The organism is Microbacterium trichothecenolyticum, from assembly GCF_030818955.1.
In the GTDB taxonomy this organism is placed as follows: Bacteria; Actinomycetota; Actinomycetes; order Actinomycetales; family Microbacteriaceae; genus Microbacterium; species Microbacterium trichothecenolyticum_B.
The window spans coordinates 2129200-2151789 of the sequence record NZ_JAUTBF010000001.1; the positions used below are offsets into that span (position 1 = coordinate 2129200).

Sequence of the window (22590 nt, forward strand, 5' to 3'; positions counted from 1 at the left end):
ACGATGCCCGGATGAGTGTGCACGCAGCGGGGGGCCTGGCCGTCGGGCTCGACCTCGGGACGAGCGGCATGAAGGCCGTCGCCATCGACGACACCGGTGCGGTGGTTGCCCGTGCTTACGCCACGTATCCCACGTCTCGCCCCGAACCCTTTGCTGCGGAGCAGCACACCTCCGACTGGATCTGCGCCCGTGACGTCGTCCTCGACGGGCTGGCCCGCGCCACCGACGCACGTCGGTGGCGCGGGATCGCTCTGTCGGCAATGCTGCCCACCCTCGTCGAACTCGACGACTCCCTCGGCGTCATCCAACCGGCCGTGACCTGGCAGGACGGGCGAGCCGACAACGATGCCAAGCACCTGGTCGCAGCCGTCGGAGCCCATGTCCTCGCTCGCCGCACCGGGCAGCGTGTCGACGGTCATTACCTCCTTCCGATGCACATGCGGCGCCGTGCACGAGACGTCGCGGAGGTGTCCATGCTCGTAGGAGCAAAAGACCTCCTCTTTCACACGCTGACCGGGGAGGTACTCACCGACCCGTCCACGGCGACCGGCTACGGCGCCTTCAACCCGCAGACCGGCGACTGGGACGACACCGTGCTCGCCGCGGCGGGAGTCGATCGACACCGGGTGCCGACCATCGCCCCTTCACTTACGATGCGGTCTCTCCGCGAGGACCTGGCCCGGCGGTGGGGGTGCCCGAAACTAACGCCTGTCGTCCTCGGCGCCGCCGACTCCGTGCTGGGGGCCGCCGGCCTCGGCGTTGGCGGATCCGGCACTGGGGTCTCCCGCTCTGTGGCCTACATCGCCGGCACCAGCACCGTGATCCTCGCCGACGCACCAGATGCCTCGGCCGATCCCGAAGGCCGCTACCTCGTCACCCCGCTCGCCGAGGGCGGTTGGGGACGAGAGATGGACCTGATGGCGACCGGGTCGGCCTTCACGTGGTGGGCGCAGCTGCTCGCCGCGGGGGATGGACCCTCCGACTTGCTTGAGATCGCCGGCGACGCAGACCTCCTGCGCACGCCCGTTTTCGCCCCCTACGTGTCGCCGGGCGAGCAAGGAGCCCTCTGGGACCCGGCCCTGACCGGCATCCTGACCGGACTATCACTGCGCACCACGCGGGCTCAGCTCGCTGGTGCCCTCGCAGCCGGAATCGTCGTGGAGTCCCTCCGCTGCCTGGAGGTGCTCGCGAGCGCCTCGGACGACCCGCACACGCCGGTCGCAGTCACCGGCCGCAGCGCGTCGTCGTCGGTCTTTCTCCAGGCGCTCGCCGACGCCTCCGGCCGTTCCGTACATATCAATCCCGGCGAACACGATCATTCTGCCCTCGGCGCGGCATTGCTCGTCTGGAGTCACCTTGGCCGCCCCGTCCGCGCCACACACTCTCCCGCCTCCTCTCAATTCACTCCCCGGGCGGGCCGCCGCGAAGCCTGGCTCGCCCGACTCGCCGAGCACGACCGCCTTCACGACGCCGCGCGCGCCGGGTAGGCCACACGAATGGAAACCCATGCTCTCCTCGTCCGTCACGTCCCCCTCCGACATCGACCTGTCGCTATACCCTCCGGGCACCTCCCTCGACCCGGCTGGGAGGCTGATGGTCGGCGGCTGCGCCGTCGCCGACGTCGCGGCCGAGTATGGCACGCCCGCCTACGTGCTCGACGAGGGCGCCCTGCGCGCTCGCGCCCGCCAGTACCGAGAGGTATTCGAGAGCCTGCACTCTCGGTCGATGGTCCTGTTCGCTGCGAAGAGCTTCCCGTCTGCCGCGATAATCGGCGCGATCGCTGAAGAGGGGTGCGGTACCGACACAGCCGCAGAGGGCGAACTCCGTCTCACGCTCGCCGGAGGGCAGCATCCGTCGCGCGTCGTTTCTCACGGCAACGCCAAGACCGACGCCGACATCCGTAGCGCAATCGACGCGGGGATTCGCTACATCGTCGTCGACAACGCCGACGACGTGCGCCGCATCGCGCGCTGGGCCACCGCGCCCGTGCCTGTGCTCCTTCGGGTGATCCCCGAGCTCAACGCCCGTACCCACGCCGCGATGATGACCGGTCACTCCGACTCGAAGTTCGGGGTGCCCGCGGCCGCTGTCCCCGCGATGATCGCCGCCATCGCGCGCGAGCCGATGCTCGAGTTGCGCGGGCTACACGTGCACATTGGGTCCCAGCTGACCGACCTGGAGCAGTTTGAGAGCGCCGTCGAAGCGATCGCCAGGTTCGGGCGCTTCGATGTCTACGACCTGGGTGGGGGGCTGGGCGTACGATACGTGTCACGCGACGTCGTGCCGTCGGTGGAGGAGTACGCCGAACGACTCGTGGGAGCCGCACACCGCCACCTCGGCCACGACATCGAGCTACTCGTGGAGCCTGGGCGTTCGATGGTGGCCCAGAACATGCTCACCTGCTACCGCGTCGTCACGGTCAAGCGCGCCGAGCGCGTGCACGTCGCCGTTGATGGCGGAATGGGCGATTCGCTGGAGGTCTCGCTCTACGGCCAGGAATTCGCCCCGTCTATCATCGATCGTTCCGGCCCGACAGAGATCGCCGACATCGTCGGCCGTCACTGTGAGTCGGGTGACTACCTCGCCCACGACGTGCCGGTACCGGCCGCGGAGGTGGGCGACCTCGTCACGGTGCCCGTGACCGGGGCCTACTGTTACACGATGGCGAACAACTTCAACGGAGCCCTGCGGCCCCCGGTCGTGTTCTGCCGCGACGGTCGCACCCGCCTCGCCGTTCGCCGCGAGACTTTTGACGACTTGCTCCGCCGCGAGCAGTTCGTCGGCGTCCGCCCATGACCAATGCGGATGCCGCCTCTGTTGTGGACGCGTGGGCGCGGGTGTGGGCAGTGCCGGGCGTAGCGGTGGCCGTCACGGATGACCAAGGCATCGTCTGGCAGCACGTGCACGGGTTCGCTGACCTCGCCCGCGGCGCGCCTCTCACGGCGGATCACCTGCTACAAATCGGGTCGATCAGCAAGGTCGCCACAGCCATGCTCGTGCTACGCGCAGCAGATGAAGGCCTCCTCGGCCTCGACCAGCCGGTGAGCGAGGCGCTGCCGTGGCTGCCGGAGGCGCTTCGAGGGCCGTCGCTGACGCTGCGCCGGCTCCTCAGCCACACCGCGGGACTGGTAGGCAGCGTCGACGCGCTCCCCGACGAGGGCGCCCAGCTCCTCTCCTTCCGCGGCACGTGCACCCCCGGCGAAACGTTCCGCTACTCCAACGTCGGCTACCTGCTCCTCGGGCAGGCTGTCGCCCGCGCGGTCGGCACTCCCTTCCCGGAGGCGCTGCGGCGCGGCGTCCTGACGCCGTCGGGGATGCGCTCGTCGCCACCGTCGGTCTCGTACGACGACCGTGATCGTTACGCCGTCGGCTGCGAACCAGCCCGGGCGGATCTGCCCTGGACCCCCGGGGATGCGCTCGTTCCCGCGCCGTTCTTCGAGACCACGGCGGGAGACGGCAGCATTGCGGCGACACTCGGTGACCTCGCCGCGTTTGCGCGAGTGCTGCTGCGGCGGGGACGCGGCGACGACGGCACCGTCATCAGCGAGGACGCGTACGCAAAGATGATCGACTCGCTGGCCCCCGAGGGCGAGGAGGTCCTCGTGGTACCGGGCGCTTCAACGCTGAGTTCCAGCCGCTACGGCCTCGGCATCAACGTCGAGACGTGGGACGACGGCGTGGTGCTCTCGCACGGCGGCGGCATGGTCGGGTTCGCCTCCTTCCTCCTCACACGTCCCGGAGACACCCGCGCTGTCGTCGTGCTGACCAACGCCGACGGCGACTCCCCCGTCGCCGAGGCAATCGCCCGCACTGTCGACCTGCTGTTTTCCGACCGCGCGGGGGAACCCGGCGCCGGAGCTGTGCTCGACCCCGAGCTCTGGGCGGGTGCCACCGACGCGGTGCGCACGAGTAAGGGCTACGTCGTGCCACCTCGGCTCCCCCTCGACGCGCACGGCGACTTCGCCACCCCGGGAGGGCGGACGCTGTCGGTCACGGCCACCGAGGATGGCACCCGCGTCACGGCCTCACTCGACGGCGTGTCCGCGCCGCTGCGGTGGACGTGGAACGAGCGCCGGCTGGCCCGGCTCGACGGCGTGAGCCGCTTTGGCCTCACATGGGCCGGCAGGTGCTGGCTCTCGGGAGACGCGGTCTACGCACCCAAAACGACGACTGCAGCAGAGGGGGCGGACGCCGCGACCGCGGTATCCATTTCCAGCGCGGCCGGCGTCGATCCACGCTGCGGGCACTACCGGTCCTACACGCCCTGGTATCCGCATCTGCGGATCGTGCGCCGTGAGGGCGACCTCTTCCTGCTCGCCCCGCGCGGAGTGGAGGCCCCGACCGACGACCAGATCCTGGTGCCCCTCCACGACGGCACCTACCGCATCAGCGCCGACCCTGCCGCCCCGGAGCGGCTGCGCTTCGGGCCCGTCGTGGACGACGCGTGCACGTGGGTCGACCGCGACGGCTGCATCTACTCGCGCACGGCCTCGCCGTGATCCGCGTACGCCCTCGGGTGGTCGGGGCTACAGCTCGACAATCGGGGCGATCTCGACCAGAGGCTTTCTTGGTCCGGCTGCGGCAAACCGGGCACACGGACTCACAAATCCACTCTCGCTCACTCCCGCGCACCTGAAACAAACGGTGCGTGTTTACTGCCAAGACCTCCGACGCCCTCTCAGCCGTCGACGCCGACATCGACAGCCTTCGCGCAGCACCCGACGCCAGCGACCTCACCAGCATCGAGCTCGTGGCGCGTTCCCTCGACCGCATTGCGGCCTACCACCGCTCCGGCATCCGCCTCAACAGTGGGCCAGTGCTTGATCCTCGCGCGTTCGCCGCGGCTCGCGCCTGCGATCGGCGCCGCGCACAAGGGGCGCATGATCGGTCCGCTCGTCGGCGAGTACCTCACATCCGCCCTCGGTCCCGGATTGTCCAACGGATTGGGCACGGCCGCCGAGGCGAGCTTCTGCGCCTCCGGCATGGGCGAGGAGACTTGGTCGTCGAGGCACGCCCCCGCCTCGCACAACGCTCTCGTCGCCTGCACGCCCTCGCGCGGCGTGATCTCGGTGCCCGACAACTGGCCGCTCGTACCCACGATGGGCGTCGGCGCTCCTCAAACGCGCACGATCGGCGACCTGCAGCATGTGCTCGACGCGGTGGTCACCGACGATCCCGAGATTGAGGGCGACCTCCAGCGCACGCAGCCGTTCATTGAGCTGCCGCGCCCGTCCGAGGTGTGTCCCCTGCAGTCGGGGCGCGTCTTGGACGACGACCTCTTCGCCTGGTTCTGCGCGACCGGGCGCCTCGCCGACGCTCGCGCCCAGTTCGCCGCCGCCCGCGAGCGCTTCGGGACGCAGGATCGCTGGCCGCGCCTCGCGGCGAACTTCGACGAGACCGCGCAGAAGTACGGCGTCGCACTGTCCTGACGTCGGCCCCTTCCGGATGCCGTGACCCCGGCGCCGACGATGTCGGGGGCCCCGCGTAGCCTGATGCCATGGCATCCCGACGTCCCACCGCAGCCCCCGCGCCCTACCGGTGCACCGAGTGCGGATGGACGACGCTGAAGTGGGTGGGCCGCTGCGGGGAGTGCCAGTCGTGGGGCACGGTGGTCGAGGCGGCGGAGCAGACGGGCATCGTCCGTTCGATCGTCCCGGTCGCGCCGGGAGCGGCCCGCGCAGCCCGGCGCATCACCGAGATCGACACGCACGACGCCCCGCGACGAACGAGCGGTGTCGGCGAGTTCGACCGGGTGCTGGGCGGCGGCATCGTGCCGGGTGCCGCAATTCTGCTCAGCGGAGAGCCGGGGGTCGGCAAGTCGACGCTGCTGCTCGAGGTCGCCGCGAAGAGTGCGCACGCCGGTCGTCGCGTGCTCTACGCCAGCGGCGAAGAATCGGCGGCGCAGGTACGCCTGCGCGCCGAACGCACGGGCGCACTGCACGACGAACTGTTCCTGGCCGCCGAGACCGATCTCGCCACCATCCTCGGTCACATCGACCAGGTCGAACCGGGCCTGCTCATCGTCGACTCCGTCCAAACGGTGTCGTCGGCCCACAGCGACGGCGCGGCGGGGCAACCGGCGCAGGTGCGCGAGGTGGCCTCCGCCCTCATCCGCGTCGCCAAAGAGCGTGGGCTGCCCATCATCATCGTCGGACACGTCACGAAAGACGGCTCGATCGCGGGCCCCCGCATCCTGGAGCACCTCGTCGACGTGGTCTGCCACTTCGAGGGCGACCGCCAGACGTCGCTGCGGTTCGTCCGGGCGCTCAAGAACCGCTTCGGCCCCACCGACGAGGTCGGCTGCTTCGACATGACCGGCACCGGCATCGCCGAGGTGGCCGACCCCAGCGCCCTGTTCCTCGGGCACGGCGAACCCGAACCGGGAACGTGCGTCACCATCGCGATGGAGGGTCGTCGCGCCCTGCCCGTCGAGATCCAAGCTCTGGCGGTGCGGCAGACGGCCCCCAACCCGCGACGCATCGTCAACGGCGTCGACTCATCGCGCGTCGCGATGGTGCTGGCGGTGCTCGAAAGCCGCATGGGGCTCACCCTCTCCGACCGCGATGTCTACGTCTCGACCGTCGGGGGCGTGCGTCTCGTCGAGCCGGCGGCCGACCTCGCCATCGCGATCGCGGTGGCCAACGCGGTGAAGAACCGCAAGGTGTCGAAACGCCTCGCGGCCATCGGCGAGCTGACGCTGACGGGCGAGATCCGCAACGTCACCCAGGCGGCGCAGCGGGCCTCCGAGGCGAAACGGCTCGGGTATCACACCGTGCTCGACGCCTCGTCGCGCAAGCTGGCGCAGGCGCTCAACGAACTACAGGTGCGCGGTATGCCCCGCGACGACAGCGAGCCCGGCTTCTGAGCTCACGGTCGGCTGGTACGCCGTCCGCGACAGAGCGGTTCAGCGCCCGGGAGGAGCGGAGCGACGACGCCGATGCGGCGACGTCATGCCGAGGACCGCGGGGATGACAAGTCCGGCGGCGCACACGGCACCGGCGATCAGGTACTCCATGCCACGAGTCTTGCACGGGTTCCTCACCCGCGCGAGTCGCGTGCCTCACCCGTAGGGCTCCCGCAGAACGCCCCCGACGCGGCGCGGGAACGGTGCCGCACGGCGAGGCACGACACGGAGCGGCGCAGCGCGCGGCCGATCGACTCAGGCGTCGAGAGCGGCGATCAGGTCAGCGGGCGACGCCTGGATCGGGTGCGGTCCCGCGATGTCGACGAACACCGTGGTGATGGCATCCTGGTGCGCCCCGAGGAACGCCCGCAGCCACTGCGGCGACTGCAACGCCACCTGCAGTGGGAGCGTCGCGGGCTTGTGCGCCGCATCGCTGAAAAGCAGCAGGGCGATCTGTCCCGTGCTCGGGTCGCGATACGTCCACACTTCTCCGACGTCGAGCGGATTGTCGGGATCACCCGCCGTCATGAGCGGCACGACGGTCGGACCGTGCCGCAGAGCGAACGCGATCGCCGCCATGTCCTGGGTCTGCAGGGCATCGGTGAGCGCGGTGTTCTTGAAGTCCACGTCGACCTTCTTTCCCCTGCGCTTCTTGCCTGCGGCCATGCACCGAGCCTATCCACGCGGGGTCGCGCCCCGCGCCCGCGCTCGACGACGTGCAACGGCGGTGCACAACGAGCGCCTATACACCACCACGGCGCGGCCTGATCACGACATTGACAGTGCCGGCCAACGCACGCTTGAGTGAGCACAACCGGCCCGGTCGACACGCATGACCTCCCCAGTGGCACCGGGCGCCGGTGAGACGGACGCGACACCCGCGGTGGAAAGGCGGCTCCCATGACGACAACTCGCAGACCGGGCGCGGGGGTCGTCTGGGCCCGTGTCGAAGAGGGTTTCCACGTCGCGAGCCGCCACGGCGTGTTCATCGGCTACCTCGACCGGGCAGCCGACGACACCTACCTGGCGTTCGACGGGCGTCCCCGTCCGCTCGGTCGCTTCGCGAACCTCGTCGCCGCGATGTCGGCCGTGCTCACCGCCCACGCGCAGCCGCCGTCGCCGGACGACCCGATCGTTCTCCGACAGGTGCACACCTCCGCGCGGAGCCTGCCGTACGTCCGGACCCGCTGATGGGCGGAGGACTCCACGCGATCACGTACGTCAGCACGGCGACGGCGCCCTTCTCTGACACCGAACTCGAAGCCCTTCTCACCTCCAGTCGTGCCACGAACCTCGCCCGCGACCTCACCGGCATGCTGCTGTACCGCGACGGCCGGTTTCTCCAGGTCTTGGAAGGCCCCGAAGACGACGTGCGCGAGATCATCGAGCGCATCGGGAACGACCCGCGCCACCGCGACATGCGCATCGTGTCGTCGGATCCGATCGCTGGGCGCCGCTTCGCGGAGTGGACGATGGGATACGAACCGATCGCCGCGCCCGCGTCTGCGCCGCCGGAGGGGTTCCGCGACAGTTTCGACGATCTCGACGCCCACGATGCGGCCCTCACCGCGCGAGCGCTGGTGGAGCTGACGGTGTGGTTCCACGCCCGCTCGGCCCCCGTCAGCGGCGACCCGGTCGACGCTGCCCGCTCCTAGGCCAGGAATCCCCGCAGGAGGGCCTCGGACCCGGCGAGGTGGTCGCGCATGGCCGCGTGGGCGGCATCCGGGCGTCCGGCGAGGATCGCCGACACCACCGCGGCGTGCTGCGACGTCGAATGATCGATGTTGCGCGGCAGCAGCGGAAAGGTGTCGAGCCAGGCATTCACCCGCGCACGGTTGTCGGCGACCAGCGGCACGAGAGAGGGGATGCCGCTGAGCTCGGCGATCGTGAGGTGCAGCAGCGTGTCGAGCCGGCGGTAATCCCCTCCCCCGGCAGCTGCCGCAGCTTCGTGCCGCGCCCACAGCACCTCGCGATCCTCGGCCGAGAGCGTCCGCTCGGCGGCGGCGCGGGCGGCACCCGTCTCGAGCACGGTGCGGAGAGCCACGACGTCGGCGAGCTCATCGGGCGAGATGGCCGCGGGCACCGTGGGCCGCGGCACGGGGTCGACCACGAACGTTCCGCCGTAGCGTCCGCGGCGCGTCTCGAGCCAACCGGCGTCGGCGAGCTCTCGAATGGCCTCCCGCACCGTGTCGCGGCTCACGCCGTACAGCACGGCCAGCTCTCGCTCAGCGGGCAGGGACTCCCCCGGCGCGACCAGCCCCAACCGCACCGTCTGCACGATGCGCGCCGTGGTGTCTTCGAGCGCGTTGCCGCTGCGCACGGGCCGGTACACGGCCCGGCGCAGGTCGTCGAGGGGCGCTTCGCTCACCCTGTCAGCCTGTCACGCCACGGTTCACAGGGGCGTGACGTACGCGTTGGTGATACCGCCGTCGACGACGAACGCCGTCGCGGTGATGAATGACGCGTCATCGGATCCCAGGAAAGCCACGGCCGCAGCCATCTCCTCCGGCTCCGCGAACCGGCCCATCGGCACGTGCACGAGCCGGCGCTGCGCGCGCTCGGGATCCTTCGCGAAGAGCTCCTGCAGCAGGGGCGTGTTGACCGGTCCCGGGCAGAGGGCGTTCACGCGGATGCCCTGGCGAGCGAACTGCACACCGAGCTCGCGGGTCATCGCGAGCACGCCGCCCTTGGAGGCGGTGTACGAGATCTGCGAGGTCGCCGAGCCCAGCAGCGCCACGAACGACGCGGTGTTGATGATCGACCCCTTGCCCGCGGGCACCATGTGCCGCAGCGCCGCCCGCGAGCACAGGTACACGCTCTTGAGGTTGACGTCTTGCACGCGGTCCCACGCGGGAAGCTCGGTCGTCTCGATCGAGTCGTCGTCGGCGGGCGAGATGCCGGCGTTGTTGAAGGCGATGTCGACGCTGCCGAGGTCGGCGGCGACGCCGTCGAACAGCGCGTCGACGGATGCCTCGTCGGCGACGTTCACCTGCCGGAACACCCCGCCCACCTCGGTGGCGGCAGCGAGCCCGGTCGTCTCGTCGAGGTCGGCGATGACGACGCGGGCGCCCTCGGCGGCGAAACGGCGAGCGGTGGCGAGGCCGATGCCGCTCGCGCCGCCGGTGACGATGGCGACGCGGTCGCGCAGGCGCTGGGTGAGGTCGATGGTCATGTGCGGTGGTTCCTTCTGCGTGTGCGGGTCGGGGAAGGGGGTGAGGTCACTCGGTGGCGTAGAAGACGTTCTTCGTCTCGGTGAAGTGCTCGGCGGCATCCGGTCCGAGCTCGCGGCCGAGGCCCGAGGCCTTCATGCCGCCGAAGGGTGTGGAGTACCGCACCGACGAGTGCGAGTTCACCGACAGCACGCCGCTGCGCACCCCGCGCGAGACCCGGATGCCACGCCCCAGGTTCTCGGTCCAGATCGAGCCCGCGAGGCCGTAGGCGGTGTCGTTGGCGAGGCGGATGGCATCCGCTTCGTCGTCGAACGGCAGCACGGCCAGCACGGGGCCGAAGACCTCGTCGCGCACGAGTCGGTCACCCGGCTGCGCGAGCACGACCGCCGGCGCGAACCAGAAGCCGTCGCCCTCGGGAGCCGAGCCGCGGAAGGCGACGTCGACGCCGTCGAGGAAGCCCTGCACGGTGGAGCGGTGGGATGCCGAGATGAGCGGGCCCATCTGCGTGTCCTCGCTCGTCGGGTCACCGACTCTCCACGCGGCCACGGCGGGTTCGAGCAGCTCGAGGAAGCGGTCGTAGACGCTCCGCTGGACGAGCAGGCGGCTGCGCGCGCAGCAGTCCTGACCCGCATTGTCGAACACCGAGCCGGGGACTCCCGCTGCGGCTTTCTCGAGATCGGCGTCGGCGAAGACGATGTTGGCGCTCTTGCCGCCGAGTTCGAGGGTCACGGGCTTCAGCAGCTGCGCGCAGCCCGCGGCGACCTCGGTGCCGACCTCGGTGGAGCCGGTGAAGACGACCTTGTGCACGTCGGGGTGCGAGACGAAGCGCTGGCCCACGACCGAGCCTGAACCCACGACGACCTGGAACAGGCCTTCCGGGAGCCCCGCCTCGAGCGCCAGTTCGCCCAGGCGGATGGCCGTGAGGGGCGTGAGTTCGGCGGGCTTGAGCACGACGGCGTTGCCCGCGGCGAGCGCGGGCGCGAAGCCCCACGCGGCGATCGTCATGGGGAAGTTCCACGGCACGATGATCCCGACCACGCCGTAGGGCTCGTGGTAGGTCACGTCGAGCCCGCCGGCCACGGGGATCTGCGACCCGATGAGGCGTTCGGGGGCACCGGCGTAGTAGTTGAGCACCTGGGCGACGTGCTGCGCCTCCCACCGGGCAGACCCGATCGGGTGGCCGGAGTTCTTCACTTCGAGGGCTGCCAGCTCCTCGACGTGCGCCTCGACGACGCGGGCGAAGGCGCGCAGCGCGTCGGCACGGGCGACGGGGGCGAGAGCTGCCCAGGCGCGCTGCGCGCGCACGGCGCCGTCGACGGCGGCATCCACCTGGCCGACCTCGGCGCGTTCGAGCGTGGTGATGGCCGACCCCGTCGAGGGGTCGATGACGGTGAAGGTGCTCATGCGGGGACTCCCTGGTGCTCGGAGAAACGTGCGGCCCGGTACGCCGCCGCCGCGGCCACGAGACCGAGGAACAGCCGCCGGTCCTCGGCGTTCTCCTCGGGATGCCACTGCACGGCCACGACGTAGTCGTCGCCCTCGGTCTCGACGGCCTGCACGAGACCGTCGTCAGTGCGAGCGGTCACGCGGAGACCATCACCGACCCGGTCGACGCCCTGGTGGTGGTAGCTGTGCACGGTGAGCGCTCCGGCACCGACGAGGCCTGCGAGCCGGGTGTCGGCATCCACCTCGACGACGTTCTCGGCGAAGACCCCGCCGCCGATGCGGTACCGCTCGGTGCCGAGCGCCTCGGGCAGGTGCTGGTGCAGCGTGCCGCCGAGGGCGACGTTGAGCAGCTGCAGACCGCGGCAGATGCCGAAGACCGGGATGCCGCGCTCCCGCGCCCCCGCGAGCAGCGCGAGCTCCCACGCATCGCGGTCGGCGCGCGCGGGGTCGGTGAGCGGGTGGCGCTCGGCGCCGTAGAGCTCGGGCTGCACGTCGAGGCCACCGGTGAGGATGAGGCCGTCGAGGCCGTCGAGCACGGCCGCGGCGGCCTGCTCGGGCCGGGGCTGCGGGGGCAGCAGCACGGCGGTGGCGCCCGAGGCGGTCACCGCGTCGAAGTACTGCTGGGGCAGGAACGAGGCACGCACGTCCCAGACCCCCTGCTTCGCCCGCTCCAGATAGGTGGTCAGCCCCACGACGGGGGTTCTGCTCGGATCAGAGGCGCTCAAAACCACGCACCCGCTCCCAATCGGTCACGGCGGCGTCGAAGGCCTCGACCTCGATGCGCGCCTGGTTCAGATAGTGCTCGACGACATCGTCGCCGAAGGCTGCGCGGGCGATCGTCGACTCGCTGAAGAGTCGCGCCGCCTCGCGCAGGGTCGTGGGGAGCGTGTCGACGCCGGCGTCGTACGCGTTGCCGGTGAGCGGCGCGGGCAGCTCCAGCTCGTTCTCGATGCCGTACAGACCACCCGCGATGATCGCCGAAATGGCCAGGTAGGGGTTCACATCTCCCCCGGGCACGCGGTTCTCCACCCGCAGCGACCCGCCGTGGCCGACCACGCGCAGGGCGCACGTGCGGTTGTCGACGCCCCACGCGACGCCGGTCGGGGCGAACGAGCCCTTCGCGTAGCGCTTGTACGAGTTGATGGTGGGGGCGTACAGCAGCGTGAACTCGCGGAGGGTCGCCAGAACGCCGGCGATCCAGTGCCCCATGAGCGGGCTGAAGCCGTACTGACCGTCGCCGGCCATGACGGCCGACCCGTCGTCGCCGCGCACCGAGAGGTGGATGTGGCAGCTGTTGCCCTCGCGCTCGTTGAACTTGGCCATGAAGGTGAGCGACTTGCCGTGCCGGTCGGCGATCTCCTTCGCGCCGTTCTTGTAGATCGTGTGGTTGTCGGCGGTCTCAAGCGCCTCGGCGTAGCGGAACGAGATCTCCTGCTGGCCGTAGTTGCACTCGCCCTTGACGCCCTCGCAGTACATGCCGGCGCCGTCCATGCCGAGGCGGATGTCGCGCAGCAGCGGCTCGAGGCGGGTGGTGGCGAGCAGGTTGTAGTCGACGTTGTAGTCGGTCGAGGCGGTCAGGCCGGTGTACTTCTTCGCCCACGCCTCGCGGAACGAGTCGTCGAAGACGATGAACTCCAGCTCCGTCCCCGCGTGCGCGGTGAGGCCTCGCTCGGCCAGGCGGGCACGCTGGGCGTTCAGGATGCCGCGCGGCGACTGCGCCACGTGCGCCCGGTCCTCCCATGCGAGGTCGGCCACGACGAGAGCCGTTCCCGGCTGCCACGGGACGCGGCGGAGCGTGTCGAGGTCGGGCACGAGCAGCATGTCGCCGTAGCCCTTCTCCCAGCTCGACATCGCGTAGCCGTCGACGGTGTTGAGGTCGACGTCGACGGAGAGCAGGTAATTGCAGGCCTCGGCGCCGTGCGGCAGCACCTCGTCGCGCCAGAAGCGCGCGGCCACGCGCTTGCCGACGAGACGTCCCTGGGCGTCGGGGAAGGCCACGACGACCGTGTCGATCTCTCCCGCCTCGATCGCGGCATCCAATTCTGCGGTGGTGAGATTGCCCGCCATGGTCTCCCTCTCACGTGCTGAGCCGCCCTTCGATCGAAGGACGTAACGAGGAACTTACACGTCAAAGGTAGACAGGTCGACCATTAGGCGCCATGATCTTGCGCAAAGGCGAGCCCGAAGCCTGCCCACATCCCTCTGGAGGTCACATGTCCACCTCGAGCAGTTCATCCAAAAAGGTCGCCGGAGCCACCTATGCGGCCACCGACGCCGCATACTTCGAGAAACGCACGCTCAAGCGCTCCGCGGGCGTCTGGGGACTGTGGGGCCTCGCGGTCGCCGCCGTCATCTCGGGCGACTTCTCGGGGTGGAACCTCGGCGTCGGCTTCGCCGGCTTCGGCGGCATGCTGATCGCCTTCGTCATCCTCGTGATCATGTACTACGGCCTCACCTTCTCGATCGGCGAGATGGCCGCCGCCATGCCCCACACCGGCGGCGCGTACTCGTTCGCCCGATCGGCGATGGGCCCCTGGGGCGGCCTGGCGACGGGTCTGGCCGAGACCATCGAGTACGTCGCCACCACAGCCGTGGTGGTCTACTTCTCGGGCCAGTACGCCGACTCCGCGCTCGAACTCCTGACGGGGGTGAGCCTGCCCGCGTTCATCTGGTGGATCATCCTCTACGCGCTGTTCATCGCCCTCAACGCCGCCGGAGCCAACATCTCGTTCGGCTTCGCGATCGTCGTGTCGGTCATCTCCATCGGCATCATCGTGGTCTTCGGCGCGATGTCGGTGTTCTCGGGCGCCTTCGACTGGGGCTCGCTGTGGAACATCGCCCCGACCGACGGCAACACCGAGTTCCTCCCCTTCGGTGTCGGCTCGATCCTGCTCGCCCTGCCCTTCGCGATGTGGTTCTTCCTCGGCATCGAGGAGCTGCCGCTCGCGGCCGAGGAGTCGCACGACCCCGCCCGCGACATCCCGCGCGCCGGCCTCTGGGCCCGCGGCACGCTCATCGTCACCGGCCTCATCGTGCTGTTCCTGAACACCGGCGTCCTCGGCGCCAAGGAGACCGGCGGCTCGCTCGAGCCCCTGCTCGACGGCTTCCGCGCGATGGTCGGCGATCAGGCCGCGGCCCTCCTGTCGCTGCTCGCGCTCGTCGGGCTCCTGGCATCCCTCATGGGGATCATGTTCGCCTACGGTCGCAACATGTACTCGCTCTCGCGCGCCGGGTACTACCCGCGGTGGCTGTCGCTCACCGGTGCCCGCAAGACGCCGTGGGTCGCCCTCGTCTTCGGTGCCGTCCTCGGCTTCCTCGCCCTCGTCGTCGTGCAGGCGGCGGGTGGGGATGCCAGCCCCGCGGGCGCGATCGTGCTGAACATCGCCGTGTGGGGCGCGGTGCTGGCGTACTTCCTGCAGATGGTCGCCTTCATCGTGCTGCGCAAGAAGTTCCCGAACGCCGTCCGCCCGTACAAGAGCCCGTGGGGCCTCTTCGGCGCCTACTCGGCGGCGATCATCGCCGCGGTGGTGTTCGTTGGGCTGTTGTTCAACGAGACCTTCCGTCCGGCGATCGAGGCGATCATCGTGGTGTACGCCGTCATCTTCATCGCTTTCGCGGTCTACGGCCGGCACCGTCTCGTGCTCTCCCCCGAAGAGGAGTACGCCCTCTCGGGCGGCCTGCACGGCGACCCCCAGAAGGAGGGCTACGACGCCATGGAGGGCGAGGTGTTCGGCGACACCCGCCCCTGATCTCGCTCGATTCGGGGCACGTTCTTCCGGTCGGGGCACGGTAGTGCGCGCCCCACACGGAAGAATGTGCCCCGAACCGCGCCGAGCGGCACGCCTCACTGCAGGATGAACGACGCCGTTCCAGCAGAGGGGATGCCACCGATCGACACGCTCAGGTGGTAAGTGGCCCCGCCGCCCGGCGCGTAGGGCCGCTCGCCGCCGCACGATCCGACCGAAGACCGCGTGCGGTCCCACGTGAGCGGCGCCGAACTGCTGACCGTCTGTCCCGCGGCCAGGGTGACTTCCATGTCGCTCGGCTCCGACTGGCAGTCGGTGGAGCGCCACCAGACGTCGGAGCCGCTCGTCACCGTGAACGATTGCGCGCTGGTACCGACGTTCATCGTGCACGGGGCGGCCGAGGTGTTGGTCAGGCGGATCGACAGCTGCGGGTTCTCGCCCTGCGCGTACTCGGTCTTGTCCGAGAGCGCCTCGACCGTGATGTCGGCCGGTGTGCACTCGCGGGGACCCGACGAGGCGCTCTGGGAGGCTGTCGGCGTGAGGGTGGCGGACGGAGTGGTCGCCGCCGGCGGCACCGCCGTCGAGGCGGCGGGGGCGGGGGTGCTGTCGGCGGGAACGGGCGTCGCATCCGCCGTCGGTGCGGAGCGCCAGGGCGGAGCCGCGACGAGCCACACGACGAGGCCGATCACGATCAGGGCGAGCAGCCCCGCCGCGAGACGACGTCGACGATAGACCGCCGGGGACTGCCTCCGCCTACGGGGGGCATCGGTCATGGTTCCAGGGTAGGCGTCACCGCTGACTCCCCGCCGACGGCGCGCTCAGAGCGTGCCGGTCGAATCAACGCTCACAGGTGCTTGAGCATGCGCGTGTTGCCGAGGGTGTTCGGCTTCACATGGGCGAGGTCGAGGAACTCCGCGACACCCTCGTCGGGGCTGCGCACCAGCTGCGAGTAGACGTCGGGATCGACGACCTGCTCGCCGATCGGCGAGAAGCCGCGGCGCGTGAAGAAGTCGACCTCGAACGTGAGGCAGAACAGTCGCGAGACGCCCAGTTCGCGCGCCCGCTCCTCGAGGGTCTCGACGATCGCACGCCCCACTCCGTGGTGCAGCCACTCATCGTGCACGATGAGGGTGCGGATCTCACCGAGGTCCTCCCACATCACGTGCAGCGCACCGCAACCGATGACTTCGCCGTCGGCCTCGGCGACGACGAACTGCTGCACCGAGCCGTAGAGCACGACGAGGTCCTTGCCCAGCAGGATGCGCTTCTGCACGAACGGTTCCAGCAGCTCGTGGATGCGTCGAACATCGGCGGTTCCGGCAGGGCGGACGACGAACGGCGCAGCAGAGGTCATCGAACCAGCGTACGCCGCAACGCAGAAGGGACCTGGATGCCATGGCATCCAGGTCCCTGTCTGTGACGCGTCAGCTGCCCGCGAGCGTGTCGGGCGTCGCGGCGATCTCGCCGACGGTGCCCACCCCGATCGCGACCTTCTCGCCGCGCGGGGCGGTGTCGAACGTGAACTGCCCGTTCTCGACACCGACCTTCACGTGGTCGCCCGACTCGAGCTCGCCGTGCAGGATCTTCTCGCTGAGGCGATCCTCGACCTCGCGCTGCATCGCGCGACGCAGCGGACGGGCACCGAGGGTCGGGTCGAAGCCGATCTCGATGAGCTTGTCCTTCGCGTCGTCCGACAGCTCCACCGTCATGTCGCGGTCGAGCAGGCGATCGGCCAGGCGCTTGACGAACAGGCCGACGATCTGGCGCAGCTCGGTCTTGTTCAGCTGCGGGAACACGATCACGTCGTCGACGCGGTTGAGGAACTCGGGCTTGAAGTGACGCTTGAGCTCTTCGTCGACCTTGCCCTTCATCCGCTCGTACGAGGTCTGGGCGCTGCCCTCGACCTGGAACCCGACCGGGCCACCGGCGATCGCCGACGAGCCGAGGTTGGTCGTCATGATGATGACGGTGTTCTTGAAGTCGATGACGCGGCCCTGACCGTCGGTCAGGCGACCCTCTTCGAGGATCTGCAGCAGCGAGTTGAAGATGTCGGGGTGCGCCTTCTCGATCTCGTCGAAGAGCACGACCGAGAACGGCTTGCGACGCACCTTCTCGGTGAGCTGGCCACCCTCTTCGAACCCGACGAACCCGGGAGGGGCACCGAACAGACGCGAGACGGTGTGCTTCTCACCGAACTCCGACATGTCGAGCGAGATCAGCGCGCCCTCGTCGTCGAAGAGGAACTCGGCGAGCGCCTTGGCGAGCTCGGTCTTTCCGACGCCCGTGGGGCCGGCGAAGATGAACGAGCCGCTCGGACGCTTCGGGTCCTTCAGACCCGCACGCTGACGACGGATCGTGCGCGACAGGGCCGCGATCGCCTCTTCCTGGCCGATGACGCGCTGGTGCAGCGCCTTCTCCATGAACATGAGGCGGCTGGACTCCTCCTCGGTGAGCTTGAACACCGGGATGCCGGTCGCCTGGGCGAGCACCTCGGCGATCAGGCCCTCGTCGACGACCGCGTGGGACGCGACGTCGCCCGAGCGCCACTGCTTCTCGAGGCGCAGGCGCTCGGCGAGCAGCGACTTCTCCTCGTCGCGCAGCGAGGCGGCCTTCTCGAAGTCCTGCTCCTCGGAGGCGAGCTCCTTCTGCTCGCGCACCTTCGCGATCTTCTCGTCGAATTCGCGCAGCTCCGGCGGCGACGACAGGATCGACAGACGCAGGCGGGCGCCGGCCTCGTCGATCAGGTCGATGGCCTTGTCGGGAAGGAACCGGTCGCTGATGTAGCGGTCGGCGAGGTTCGCCGCGGCCACGATCGCACCGTCGGTGATCTGCACCTTGTGGTGCGCCTCGTAGCGGTCGCGCAGCCCCTTCAGGATGTTGATCGCGTGGGGCAGGCTCGGCTCGGCGACCTGGATCGGCTGGAAGCGGCGCTCGAGCGCGGCATCCTTCTCGAAGTGCTTGCGGTACTCATCCAGCGTCGTGGCACCGATGGTCTGGAGCTCGCCACGCGCGAGAAGGGGCTTGAGGATGGATGCCGCGTCGATCGCACCCTCGGCCGCACCGGCGCCCACGAGCGTGTGGATTTCGTCGATGAAGACGATGATGTCGCCGCGCGTGCGGATCTCCTTCGTGACCTTCTTGAGGCGCTCTTCGAAGTCACCGCGGTAGCGGGAACCGGCGATGAGCGAGCCGAGGTCGAGCGAGTAGACCTGCTTGTCCTTCAGCGTCTCGGGCACGTCGCCCTTGACGATGGCCTGGGCGAGACCCTCGACGACCGCCGTCTTTCCCACACCGGGCTCACCGATGAGGACGGGGTTGTTCTTGGAGCGGCGCGACAGGATCTGCATGACGCGCTCGATCTCTTTCTCGCGCCCGATCACAGGGTCGAGCTTGTTGTCGCGCGCGGCCTGCGTGAGGTTGCGGCCGAACTGGTCGAGCACGGCCGAGCCGCCCTGAGCCGCGCCCTGGGTCTGCTCGCCGGCACCGGATGCCACGCCCGCGGGCTCTTTGCCCTGGTAGCCCGAGAGCAGCTGGATGACCTGCTGGCGCACCTTGTTGAGGTCGGCGCCGAGCTTCACGAGCACCTGGGCGGCGACACCCTCGCCCTCGCGGATGAGGCCGAGCAGGATGTGCTCGGTGCCGATGTAGTTGTGGCCGAGCTGCAGCGCTTCGCGCAGCGACAGCTCGAGCACCTTCTTCGCGCGCGGCGTGAAGGGGATGTGGCCGGTCGGCTGCTGCTGGCCCTGGCCGATGATGTCCTGCACCTGCTCGCGCACGGCGTCGAGCGAGATGCCGAGCGACTCGAGCGCCTTGGCAGCGACACCCTCGCCCTCGTGGATCAGCCCCAGCAGGATGTGCTCGGTGCCGATGTAGTTGTGGTTGAGCATCTTCGCCTCTTCTTGGGCGAGGACGACCACACGACGGGCACGGTCGGTGAATCTCTCGAACATCTCAGTCCCTCCAGAAATGGGCTGACAGGCACGCCTCCGCGCGCCGTACATCGAGAGTAACCAGCGGCCGGGAGCCAGGGACGCGTGTTCGCCGTGGGCATACCGCGACCGGGGGGAGCCTTGCGGAACACATCGACATTCGTTATGTTATCGACAATCAATAACACCGATTATCGATAAGGAGCACCATGGGAACGTCGCGCCGTGCACCCCGGATGCAATCCCCCGCAATGTCCGGATCGCCCGGGGATATCCACCCCGCCGACCGCGTCGCCCTTCGCGTCATCCTTGCGGTGGGACTGGTGGCGGGTCTGGGCCTCACCGCGATGGGCGTGTTCACCGCGATCACCCGGGTGCTCGATCCGGCCCGATATCCGGTGAGCGTCCTGGCCGATGTTCCGGTCCCCCTCTCAGGCGGCGACGTCATCGACGCCCAGGCCGACAGCGTGCTCGTGCACACCTCCGGCCTCTCCCCCGAGGCCGTGTGGTTGCTCGCGAGCGGCGACCTGGTCGGCGCGCTGACTCTGGGCGCCGTCACCATGAGCTTCTGCGTCGTGCTCTGGCGCGTGGTACAACACCAACCGTTCCACCGGCACATGTACACAGCCGCCCTGGTCGCCGGCTGCTCGATCGCGCTCGGCTCCCTGCTGTCGCAGGGCCTCGGTGGCCTCGGTCAGCTGATGGCAGCCGCGGAGCTGTCGGATGCGCTCGGTGGGGTCGCCCGGCCCGGATTCCTTTTCACCCCGCTCCCCGTCGTCGCCGGCCTCGGCGTACTGGCGCTGGCGTACGTGTTCCGGGCGGGCAACCGCCTACAGCGCGACACCGAGGGTCTCGTATGACCCCGCCCGCCGCCGATGAGGGACCCAGCGGCATCCATTGCCGGCTCGACGAACTCCTCGAGGAGCGTGGGATGACGCTCACCCGCCTCAGCGAACTCGTCGGGGTCTCGGTGGTGAATCTCTCGGTGTTGAAGAACGATCGCGCCCGCGCGATCCGCTACTCCACGCTGTCGGCCATCTGCCGCGCGCTCGAGTGCGAGGTGGGCGACCTCTTGGTCAGGGAAAGCTGACGGCGCGGCGCATCAGCGGGTGCCGAGCACGGTGATCGGTCCGGTGGCATCGACGTTCCCGCCCGACAGGGTCAACGACACCTCGCCCGCGGGCACATCGCCCCCGACCTCGGCGAGGGTCACGCGCGGCGCGATGTCCATGGTGCAGACCTGGTCGGCCGGGGGCGTCGCGAACTGCACGGCGATGTCGCTGCCCGCGGTGGTGACCGACTCGACCGTGGGCGGGCAGCCCGAGCTGCCGTAGGTCAGGATCGCGATGAGGGAGTCGTCGACCCAGCCGGCGCTGGGCGAAAAATCCGCCTGCCCCGTCGGGGCCGCCGACGTCAGGCCGTCGAGCATCGCCCGCCCCTCGGCGACGCCCTCGACCGACACCGTCCACGCGCGCGCGACATCGGTGCCCGAGGGGAGACCGACGAGCGTCGCGCGCGGCGCCATGTCGCGCGTGCAGTTGTCCCGCGGCGACTCCGCGAGCGTCACCGACACGGTGCCGTCGGCGAGCGTCGGCTCGCCGCTCACGACGGGCGGGCACGACGAGCTGCCCGAAGTGACCACCGCGATCGAACGACCACCGTCGAGCCACGCGGCACCGATCTGCGTCGCGGGCGCCACGCCCGTGGCATCCGGTGTCGACGACGAAGGCCCGGTCGACGACGAGGGCGACGACGCGCCGGTCGCGCATCCGGCGAGCGCGCCGGCGGTGAGCAGGGCGGCGCCGACGACGCCGGCGAAGGACAGAGTGCGACGAGACATGAAACCTCCGGGGGGAAGGACGTTCCGGCCCATGATGGCGAAGATTCCTGGATGCCAGCGGCGAATGCCGCGGCCGACTCACTGCAACGCGGACGTGAGACGGGCGAGGTTGTCGAGGATCGTCGAGCGCAACGGCTGCGTGCGCCACTCCTCGATCGTGAGCTGGCGGCTGAGCCCACGGTAGTGGTCTTCGACCTCACGCATGTCGCGGACGAACTCCTCCGCCGCGCACCAGCATCGAGACCTCCAGGTTCAGACCGAACGAGCGCATGTCCATGTTGCTCGAGCCGATGACGGCAACCTCGTCGTCGATCGTGACGCTCTTGCTGTGCAGGATGTAGGGCTTGCGGTACATCCAGATGACGACGCCGGCACGCAGCAGCGCCTCGTAGTAGCTGCGCTGAGCGTGGTAGACCATCGCCTGATCGCCCTCTTCGGACACGAAGAGCTCGACGTGCACCCCGCGCTGGCATGCCGTGGTGATGGCCAGCAACAGGGCCTCGTCGGGTACGAAGTACGGGCTGACGATGATGATGCGCTCGCGCGCCGCGAACAGCAGCCCCAGGAACAGCTTGAGGTTGTTCTGGAAGTCGAATCCGGGGCCCGACGGCACGATCTGGCAATCCAGATCGCCCGGGCCGGTCGTGACGCTGAACAGGTCGATCTCGTCGCGCAGTGTCTCGTCGGTCTCGCTGTACCAGTCCGACAGGAACACCGCGTTGATGCTGGCGACGACCGGGCCCTCGACGCGCACCATGAGGTCGACCCAGTGCAGCCCCCGGCGGATGTTCTTACGCAGGTTGTAGGAGGAGTCGGTGACGTTCTGCGACCCCATGTAGGCGACGTCGCCGTCGATCACGAGGAGCTTGCGGTGGTTGCGCAGGTCGGGGCGCTGATATCTCCCCCGCAACGGCTGCACCGGCAGCATCAAGTGCCAGTGCGCACCCATCGCGTCGAGGCGGCGCAGGGTCTGTTTGTAGAACGGCTTGCCGCGGTTGGCCCAGTGATCCAGCAGCACCCGCACGACGACACCGCGCTCGGCGGCCTCCTCGAGGGCGCGGAAGAAGTTGTCGGTCGAGTCGTCGGACTGCAGGATGTAGAACTCGACGTGCACGTACCGCTGAGCCCGGCGGATCGCCTCGGCCATGGCATCGAGGCTCTTCTGGTAGTCGGAGATGAGGGTCGCCGCGTTGTCGCCGGCGATCGGCATGGCGCCGAGATTGCGGTTGAGTCGCACCAATGCGCGGAACCAGTCGGGGGCATGCGGCTGCAGGGTGCCGAACTCGAGCGAGGCGCTGGTGTCGTGGATGTACTCGTTGATCGCGGCCTGCTTGCGGCGCCGCCGGCGCGGGAGACGCGGATTGCCGATCAGGAGGAACAGCAGCACGCCGACGAAGGGGATGAAGTAGATGGCGAGCAGCCAGGCCATGGCGGCCGTCGGTCGGCGGTTACGCGGGACGATGATGATCGCCGCGATGCGCACCACCAGGTCGACGACGAACAGCGTGATGACGAGCCAGCTCGTGTCGAACTCGGCGTTGATCACGGATCCTCC

20 protein-coding genes and 1 pseudogene are annotated in these 22590 nt (G+C 69.5%); 10 read left to right on the forward strand and 11 right to left on the reverse strand.

Annotated features, from left to right (window positions below; all coding sequences use genetic code 11):
• Positions 1-11 precede the first annotated feature (11 nt).
• The 5 genes from QE412_RS10190 to radA all read left to right on the forward strand — a co-directional run bounded on the left by QE412_RS10190 (position 12) and on the right by radA (position 6865).
• Complete coding sequence (locus tag QE412_RS10190; protein ID WP_307483075.1) at positions 12-1487, forward strand: xylulokinase; 1476 nt, start codon at positions 12-14, stop codon at positions 1485-1487.
• 19 nt (positions 1488-1506) lie between these two features.
• Positions 1507-2796, forward strand: coding sequence for a diaminopimelate decarboxylase (lysA, locus tag QE412_RS10195; RefSeq protein ID WP_307483077.1), 1290 nt, complete (start codon positions 1507-1509; stop codon positions 2794-2796).
• Entirely contained in the window at positions 2793-4499 is a 1707-nt protein-coding gene (locus QE412_RS10200) for a serine hydrolase domain-containing protein (protein ID WP_307483081.1), read from the forward strand. The genes lysA and QE412_RS10200 overlap by 4 nt, the downstream gene beginning before the upstream one ends.
• A 381-nt stretch (positions 4500-4880) precedes the next feature.
• On the forward strand, positions 4881-5429 hold the full coding sequence (locus QE412_RS10205; RefSeq protein ID WP_307483083.1) for a hypothetical protein: 549 nt from the start codon (positions 4881-4883) through the stop codon (positions 5427-5429).
• Positions 5430-5497: 68 nt separating this feature from the next.
• The gene (gene radA / locus QE412_RS10210) at positions 5498-6865 is read left to right on the forward strand and encodes a DNA repair protein RadA (RefSeq protein ID WP_307483086.1); all 1368 of its coding nucleotides are present in this window, start codon (positions 5498-5500) and stop codon (positions 6863-6865) included.
• A gap of 294 nt (positions 6866-7159) precedes the next feature.
• Here the strand turns inward: radA and QE412_RS10215 are convergent, their stop codons facing one another.
• Complete coding sequence (locus tag QE412_RS10215) at positions 7160-7570, reverse strand: dehydrogenase (protein ID WP_307483091.1); 411 nt, start codon at positions 7568-7570, stop codon at positions 7160-7162.
• Between the two features lie 234 nt (positions 7571-7804).
• Between QE412_RS10215 and QE412_RS10220 the strand changes: the two genes are divergently transcribed.
• Together QE412_RS10220 and QE412_RS10225 are read left to right on the forward strand one after the other, a co-directional pair.
• The gene (locus QE412_RS10220) at positions 7805-8095 is read left to right on the forward strand and encodes a hypothetical protein (RefSeq protein WP_307483094.1); all 291 of its coding nucleotides are present in this window, start codon (positions 7805-7807) and stop codon (positions 8093-8095) included.
• Positions 8095-8559: a BLUF domain-containing protein gene (locus tag QE412_RS10225; RefSeq protein ID WP_307483096.1), complete on the forward strand. Its 465-nt coding sequence runs from the start codon at positions 8095-8097 to the stop codon at positions 8557-8559. The genes QE412_RS10220 and QE412_RS10225 overlap by 1 nt, the downstream gene beginning before the upstream one ends.
• On the opposite strand, the gene QE412_RS10230 is transcribed toward QE412_RS10225, so the two are convergent.
• From QE412_RS10230 to QE412_RS10250, 5 genes are read right to left on the reverse strand one after another with little or no spacing between them, the layout of a single operon-like run.
• On the reverse strand, positions 8556-9272 hold the full coding sequence (locus tag QE412_RS10230) for a FadR/GntR family transcriptional regulator (RefSeq protein ID WP_307483098.1): 717 nt from the start codon (positions 9270-9272) through the stop codon (positions 8556-8558). The genes QE412_RS10225 and QE412_RS10230 overlap by 4 nt on opposite strands.
• A 24-nt stretch (positions 9273-9296) precedes the next feature.
• Positions 9297-10076: a 3-oxoacyl-ACP reductase gene (locus QE412_RS10235; protein WP_307483101.1), complete on the reverse strand. Its 780-nt coding sequence runs from the start codon at positions 10074-10076 to the stop codon at positions 9297-9299.
• Between the two features lie 46 nt (positions 10077-10122).
• The gene (locus QE412_RS10240; protein WP_307483105.1) at positions 10123-11478 is read right to left on the reverse strand and encodes an aldehyde dehydrogenase family protein; all 1356 of its coding nucleotides are present in this window, start codon (positions 11476-11478) and stop codon (positions 10123-10125) included.
• A complete protein-coding gene (locus QE412_RS10245; protein WP_307483108.1) occupies positions 11475-12251 on the reverse strand; it encodes a gamma-glutamyl-gamma-aminobutyrate hydrolase family protein in 777 nt (258 codons plus the stop codon). Before QE412_RS10245 ends, QE412_RS10240 begins: the two co-directional genes overlap by 4 nt.
• The gene (locus QE412_RS10250; RefSeq protein ID WP_307483111.1) at positions 12232-13587 is read right to left on the reverse strand and encodes a glutamine synthetase family protein; all 1356 of its coding nucleotides are present in this window, start codon (positions 13585-13587) and stop codon (positions 12232-12234) included. Before QE412_RS10250 ends, QE412_RS10245 begins: the two co-directional genes overlap by 20 nt.
• A 146-nt stretch (positions 13588-13733) precedes the next feature.
• Here QE412_RS10250 and QE412_RS10255 point away from each other — a divergent pair, with 146 nt between their 5' ends.
• On the forward strand, positions 13734-15269 hold the full coding sequence (locus QE412_RS10255) for an amino acid permease (protein WP_307483114.1): 1536 nt from the start codon (positions 13734-13736) through the stop codon (positions 15267-15269).
• A gap of 95 nt (positions 15270-15364) precedes the next feature.
• Here QE412_RS10255 and QE412_RS10260 read toward each other — a convergent pair whose 3' ends face one another.
• The 3 genes from QE412_RS10260 to QE412_RS10270 all read right to left on the reverse strand — a co-directional run bounded on the left by QE412_RS10260 (position 15365) and on the right by QE412_RS10270 (position 19216).
• Positions 15365-16039: a hypothetical protein gene (locus tag QE412_RS10260; RefSeq protein WP_307483117.1), complete on the reverse strand. Its 675-nt coding sequence runs from the start codon at positions 16037-16039 to the stop codon at positions 15365-15367.
• A gap of 71 nt (positions 16040-16110) precedes the next feature.
• The gene (locus tag QE412_RS10265) at positions 16111-16620 is read right to left on the reverse strand and encodes an amino-acid N-acetyltransferase (protein WP_307483118.1); all 510 of its coding nucleotides are present in this window, start codon (positions 16618-16620) and stop codon (positions 16111-16113) included.
• A 70-nt stretch (positions 16621-16690) separates the two neighbouring features.
• Positions 16691-19216: an ATP-dependent Clp protease ATP-binding subunit gene (locus QE412_RS10270; protein ID WP_307483120.1), complete on the reverse strand. Its 2526-nt coding sequence runs from the start codon at positions 19214-19216 to the stop codon at positions 16691-16693.
• A 230-nt stretch (positions 19217-19446) separates the two neighbouring features.
• Here QE412_RS10270 and QE412_RS10275 point away from each other — a divergent pair, with 230 nt between their 5' ends.
• Both QE412_RS10275 and QE412_RS10280 read left to right on the forward strand, forming a co-directional pair.
• A complete protein-coding gene (locus QE412_RS10275; protein WP_307483122.1) occupies positions 19447-20055 on the forward strand; it encodes a hypothetical protein in 609 nt (202 codons plus the stop codon).
• Positions 20052-20285, forward strand: a complete 234-nt coding sequence (locus tag QE412_RS10280; RefSeq protein ID WP_307483125.1) for a helix-turn-helix domain-containing protein — start codon at positions 20052-20054, stop codon at positions 20283-20285. The genes QE412_RS10275 and QE412_RS10280 overlap by 4 nt, the downstream gene beginning before the upstream one ends.
• 12 nt (positions 20286-20297) lie before the next feature.
• Here the strand turns inward: QE412_RS10280 and QE412_RS10285 are convergent, their stop codons facing one another.
• Both QE412_RS10285 and cls read right to left on the reverse strand, forming a co-directional pair.
• Positions 20298-21035: a hypothetical protein gene (locus tag QE412_RS10285; RefSeq protein ID WP_307483127.1), complete on the reverse strand. Its 738-nt coding sequence runs from the start codon at positions 21033-21035 to the stop codon at positions 20298-20300.
• 78 nt (positions 21036-21113) lie between these two features.
• A pseudogene (gene cls, locus QE412_RS10290) lies at positions 21114-22578 on the reverse strand (cardiolipin synthase).
• Positions 22579-22590 lie beyond the last annotated feature (12 nt).

Excerpts from the sequence above, each read along its gene's own strand:
- lysA (WP_307483077.1), top strand. The coding sequence starts at position 1,507 with ATGCTCTCCTCGTCCGTCACGTCCCCCTCCGACATCGACCTGTCGCTA.
- QE412_RS10265 (WP_307483118.1), bottom strand. The coding sequence starts at position 16,620 with ATGACCTCTGCTGCGCCGTTCGTCGTCCGCCCTGCCGGAACCGCCGAT.
- QE412_RS10260 (WP_307483117.1), bottom strand. The coding sequence starts at position 16,039 with ATGACCGATGCCCCCCGTAGGCGGAGGCAGTCCCCGGCGGTCTATCGT.
- QE412_RS10270 (WP_307483120.1), bottom strand. The coding sequence starts at position 19,216 with ATGTTCGAGAGATTCACCGACCGTGCCCGTCGTGTGGTCGTCCTCGCC.
- QE412_RS10200 (WP_307483081.1), top strand. The coding sequence starts at position 2,793 with ATGACCAATGCGGATGCCGCCTCTGTTGTGGACGCGTGGGCGCGGGTG.
- QE412_RS10190 (WP_307483075.1), top strand. The coding sequence starts at position 12 with ATGAGTGTGCACGCAGCGGGGGGCCTGGCCGTCGGGCTCGACCTCGGG.
- QE412_RS10225 (WP_307483096.1), top strand. The coding sequence starts at position 8,095 with ATGGGCGGAGGACTCCACGCGATCACGTACGTCAGCACGGCGACGGCG.
- QE412_RS10215 (WP_307483091.1), bottom strand. The coding sequence starts at position 7,570 with ATGGCCGCAGGCAAGAAGCGCAGGGGAAAGAAGGTCGACGTGGACTTC.
- QE412_RS10285 (WP_307483127.1), bottom strand. The coding sequence starts at position 21,035 with ATGTCTCGTCGCACTCTGTCCTTCGCCGGCGTCGTCGGCGCCGCCCTG.
- QE412_RS10220 (WP_307483094.1), top strand. The coding sequence starts at position 7,805 with ATGACGACAACTCGCAGACCGGGCGCGGGGGTCGTCTGGGCCCGTGTC.
- QE412_RS10205 (WP_307483083.1), top strand. The coding sequence starts at position 4,881 with ATGATCGGTCCGCTCGTCGGCGAGTACCTCACATCCGCCCTCGGTCCC.
- QE412_RS10235 (WP_307483101.1), bottom strand. The coding sequence starts at position 10,076 with ATGACCATCGACCTCACCCAGCGCCTGCGCGACCGCGTCGCCATCGTC.
- QE412_RS10255 (WP_307483114.1), top strand. The coding sequence starts at position 13,734 with ATGTCCACCTCGAGCAGTTCATCCAAAAAGGTCGCCGGAGCCACCTAT.
- QE412_RS10275 (WP_307483122.1), top strand. The coding sequence starts at position 19,447 with ATGTCCGGATCGCCCGGGGATATCCACCCCGCCGACCGCGTCGCCCTT.
- QE412_RS10280 (WP_307483125.1), top strand. The coding sequence starts at position 20,052 with ATGACCCCGCCCGCCGCCGATGAGGGACCCAGCGGCATCCATTGCCGG.
- QE412_RS10250 (WP_307483111.1), bottom strand. The coding sequence starts at position 13,587 with ATGGCGGGCAATCTCACCACCGCAGAATTGGATGCCGCGATCGAGGCG.
- radA (WP_307483086.1), top strand. The coding sequence starts at position 5,498 with ATGGCATCCCGACGTCCCACCGCAGCCCCCGCGCCCTACCGGTGCACC.
- QE412_RS10240 (WP_307483105.1), bottom strand. The coding sequence starts at position 11,478 with ATGAGCACCTTCACCGTCATCGACCCCTCGACGGGGTCGGCCATCACC.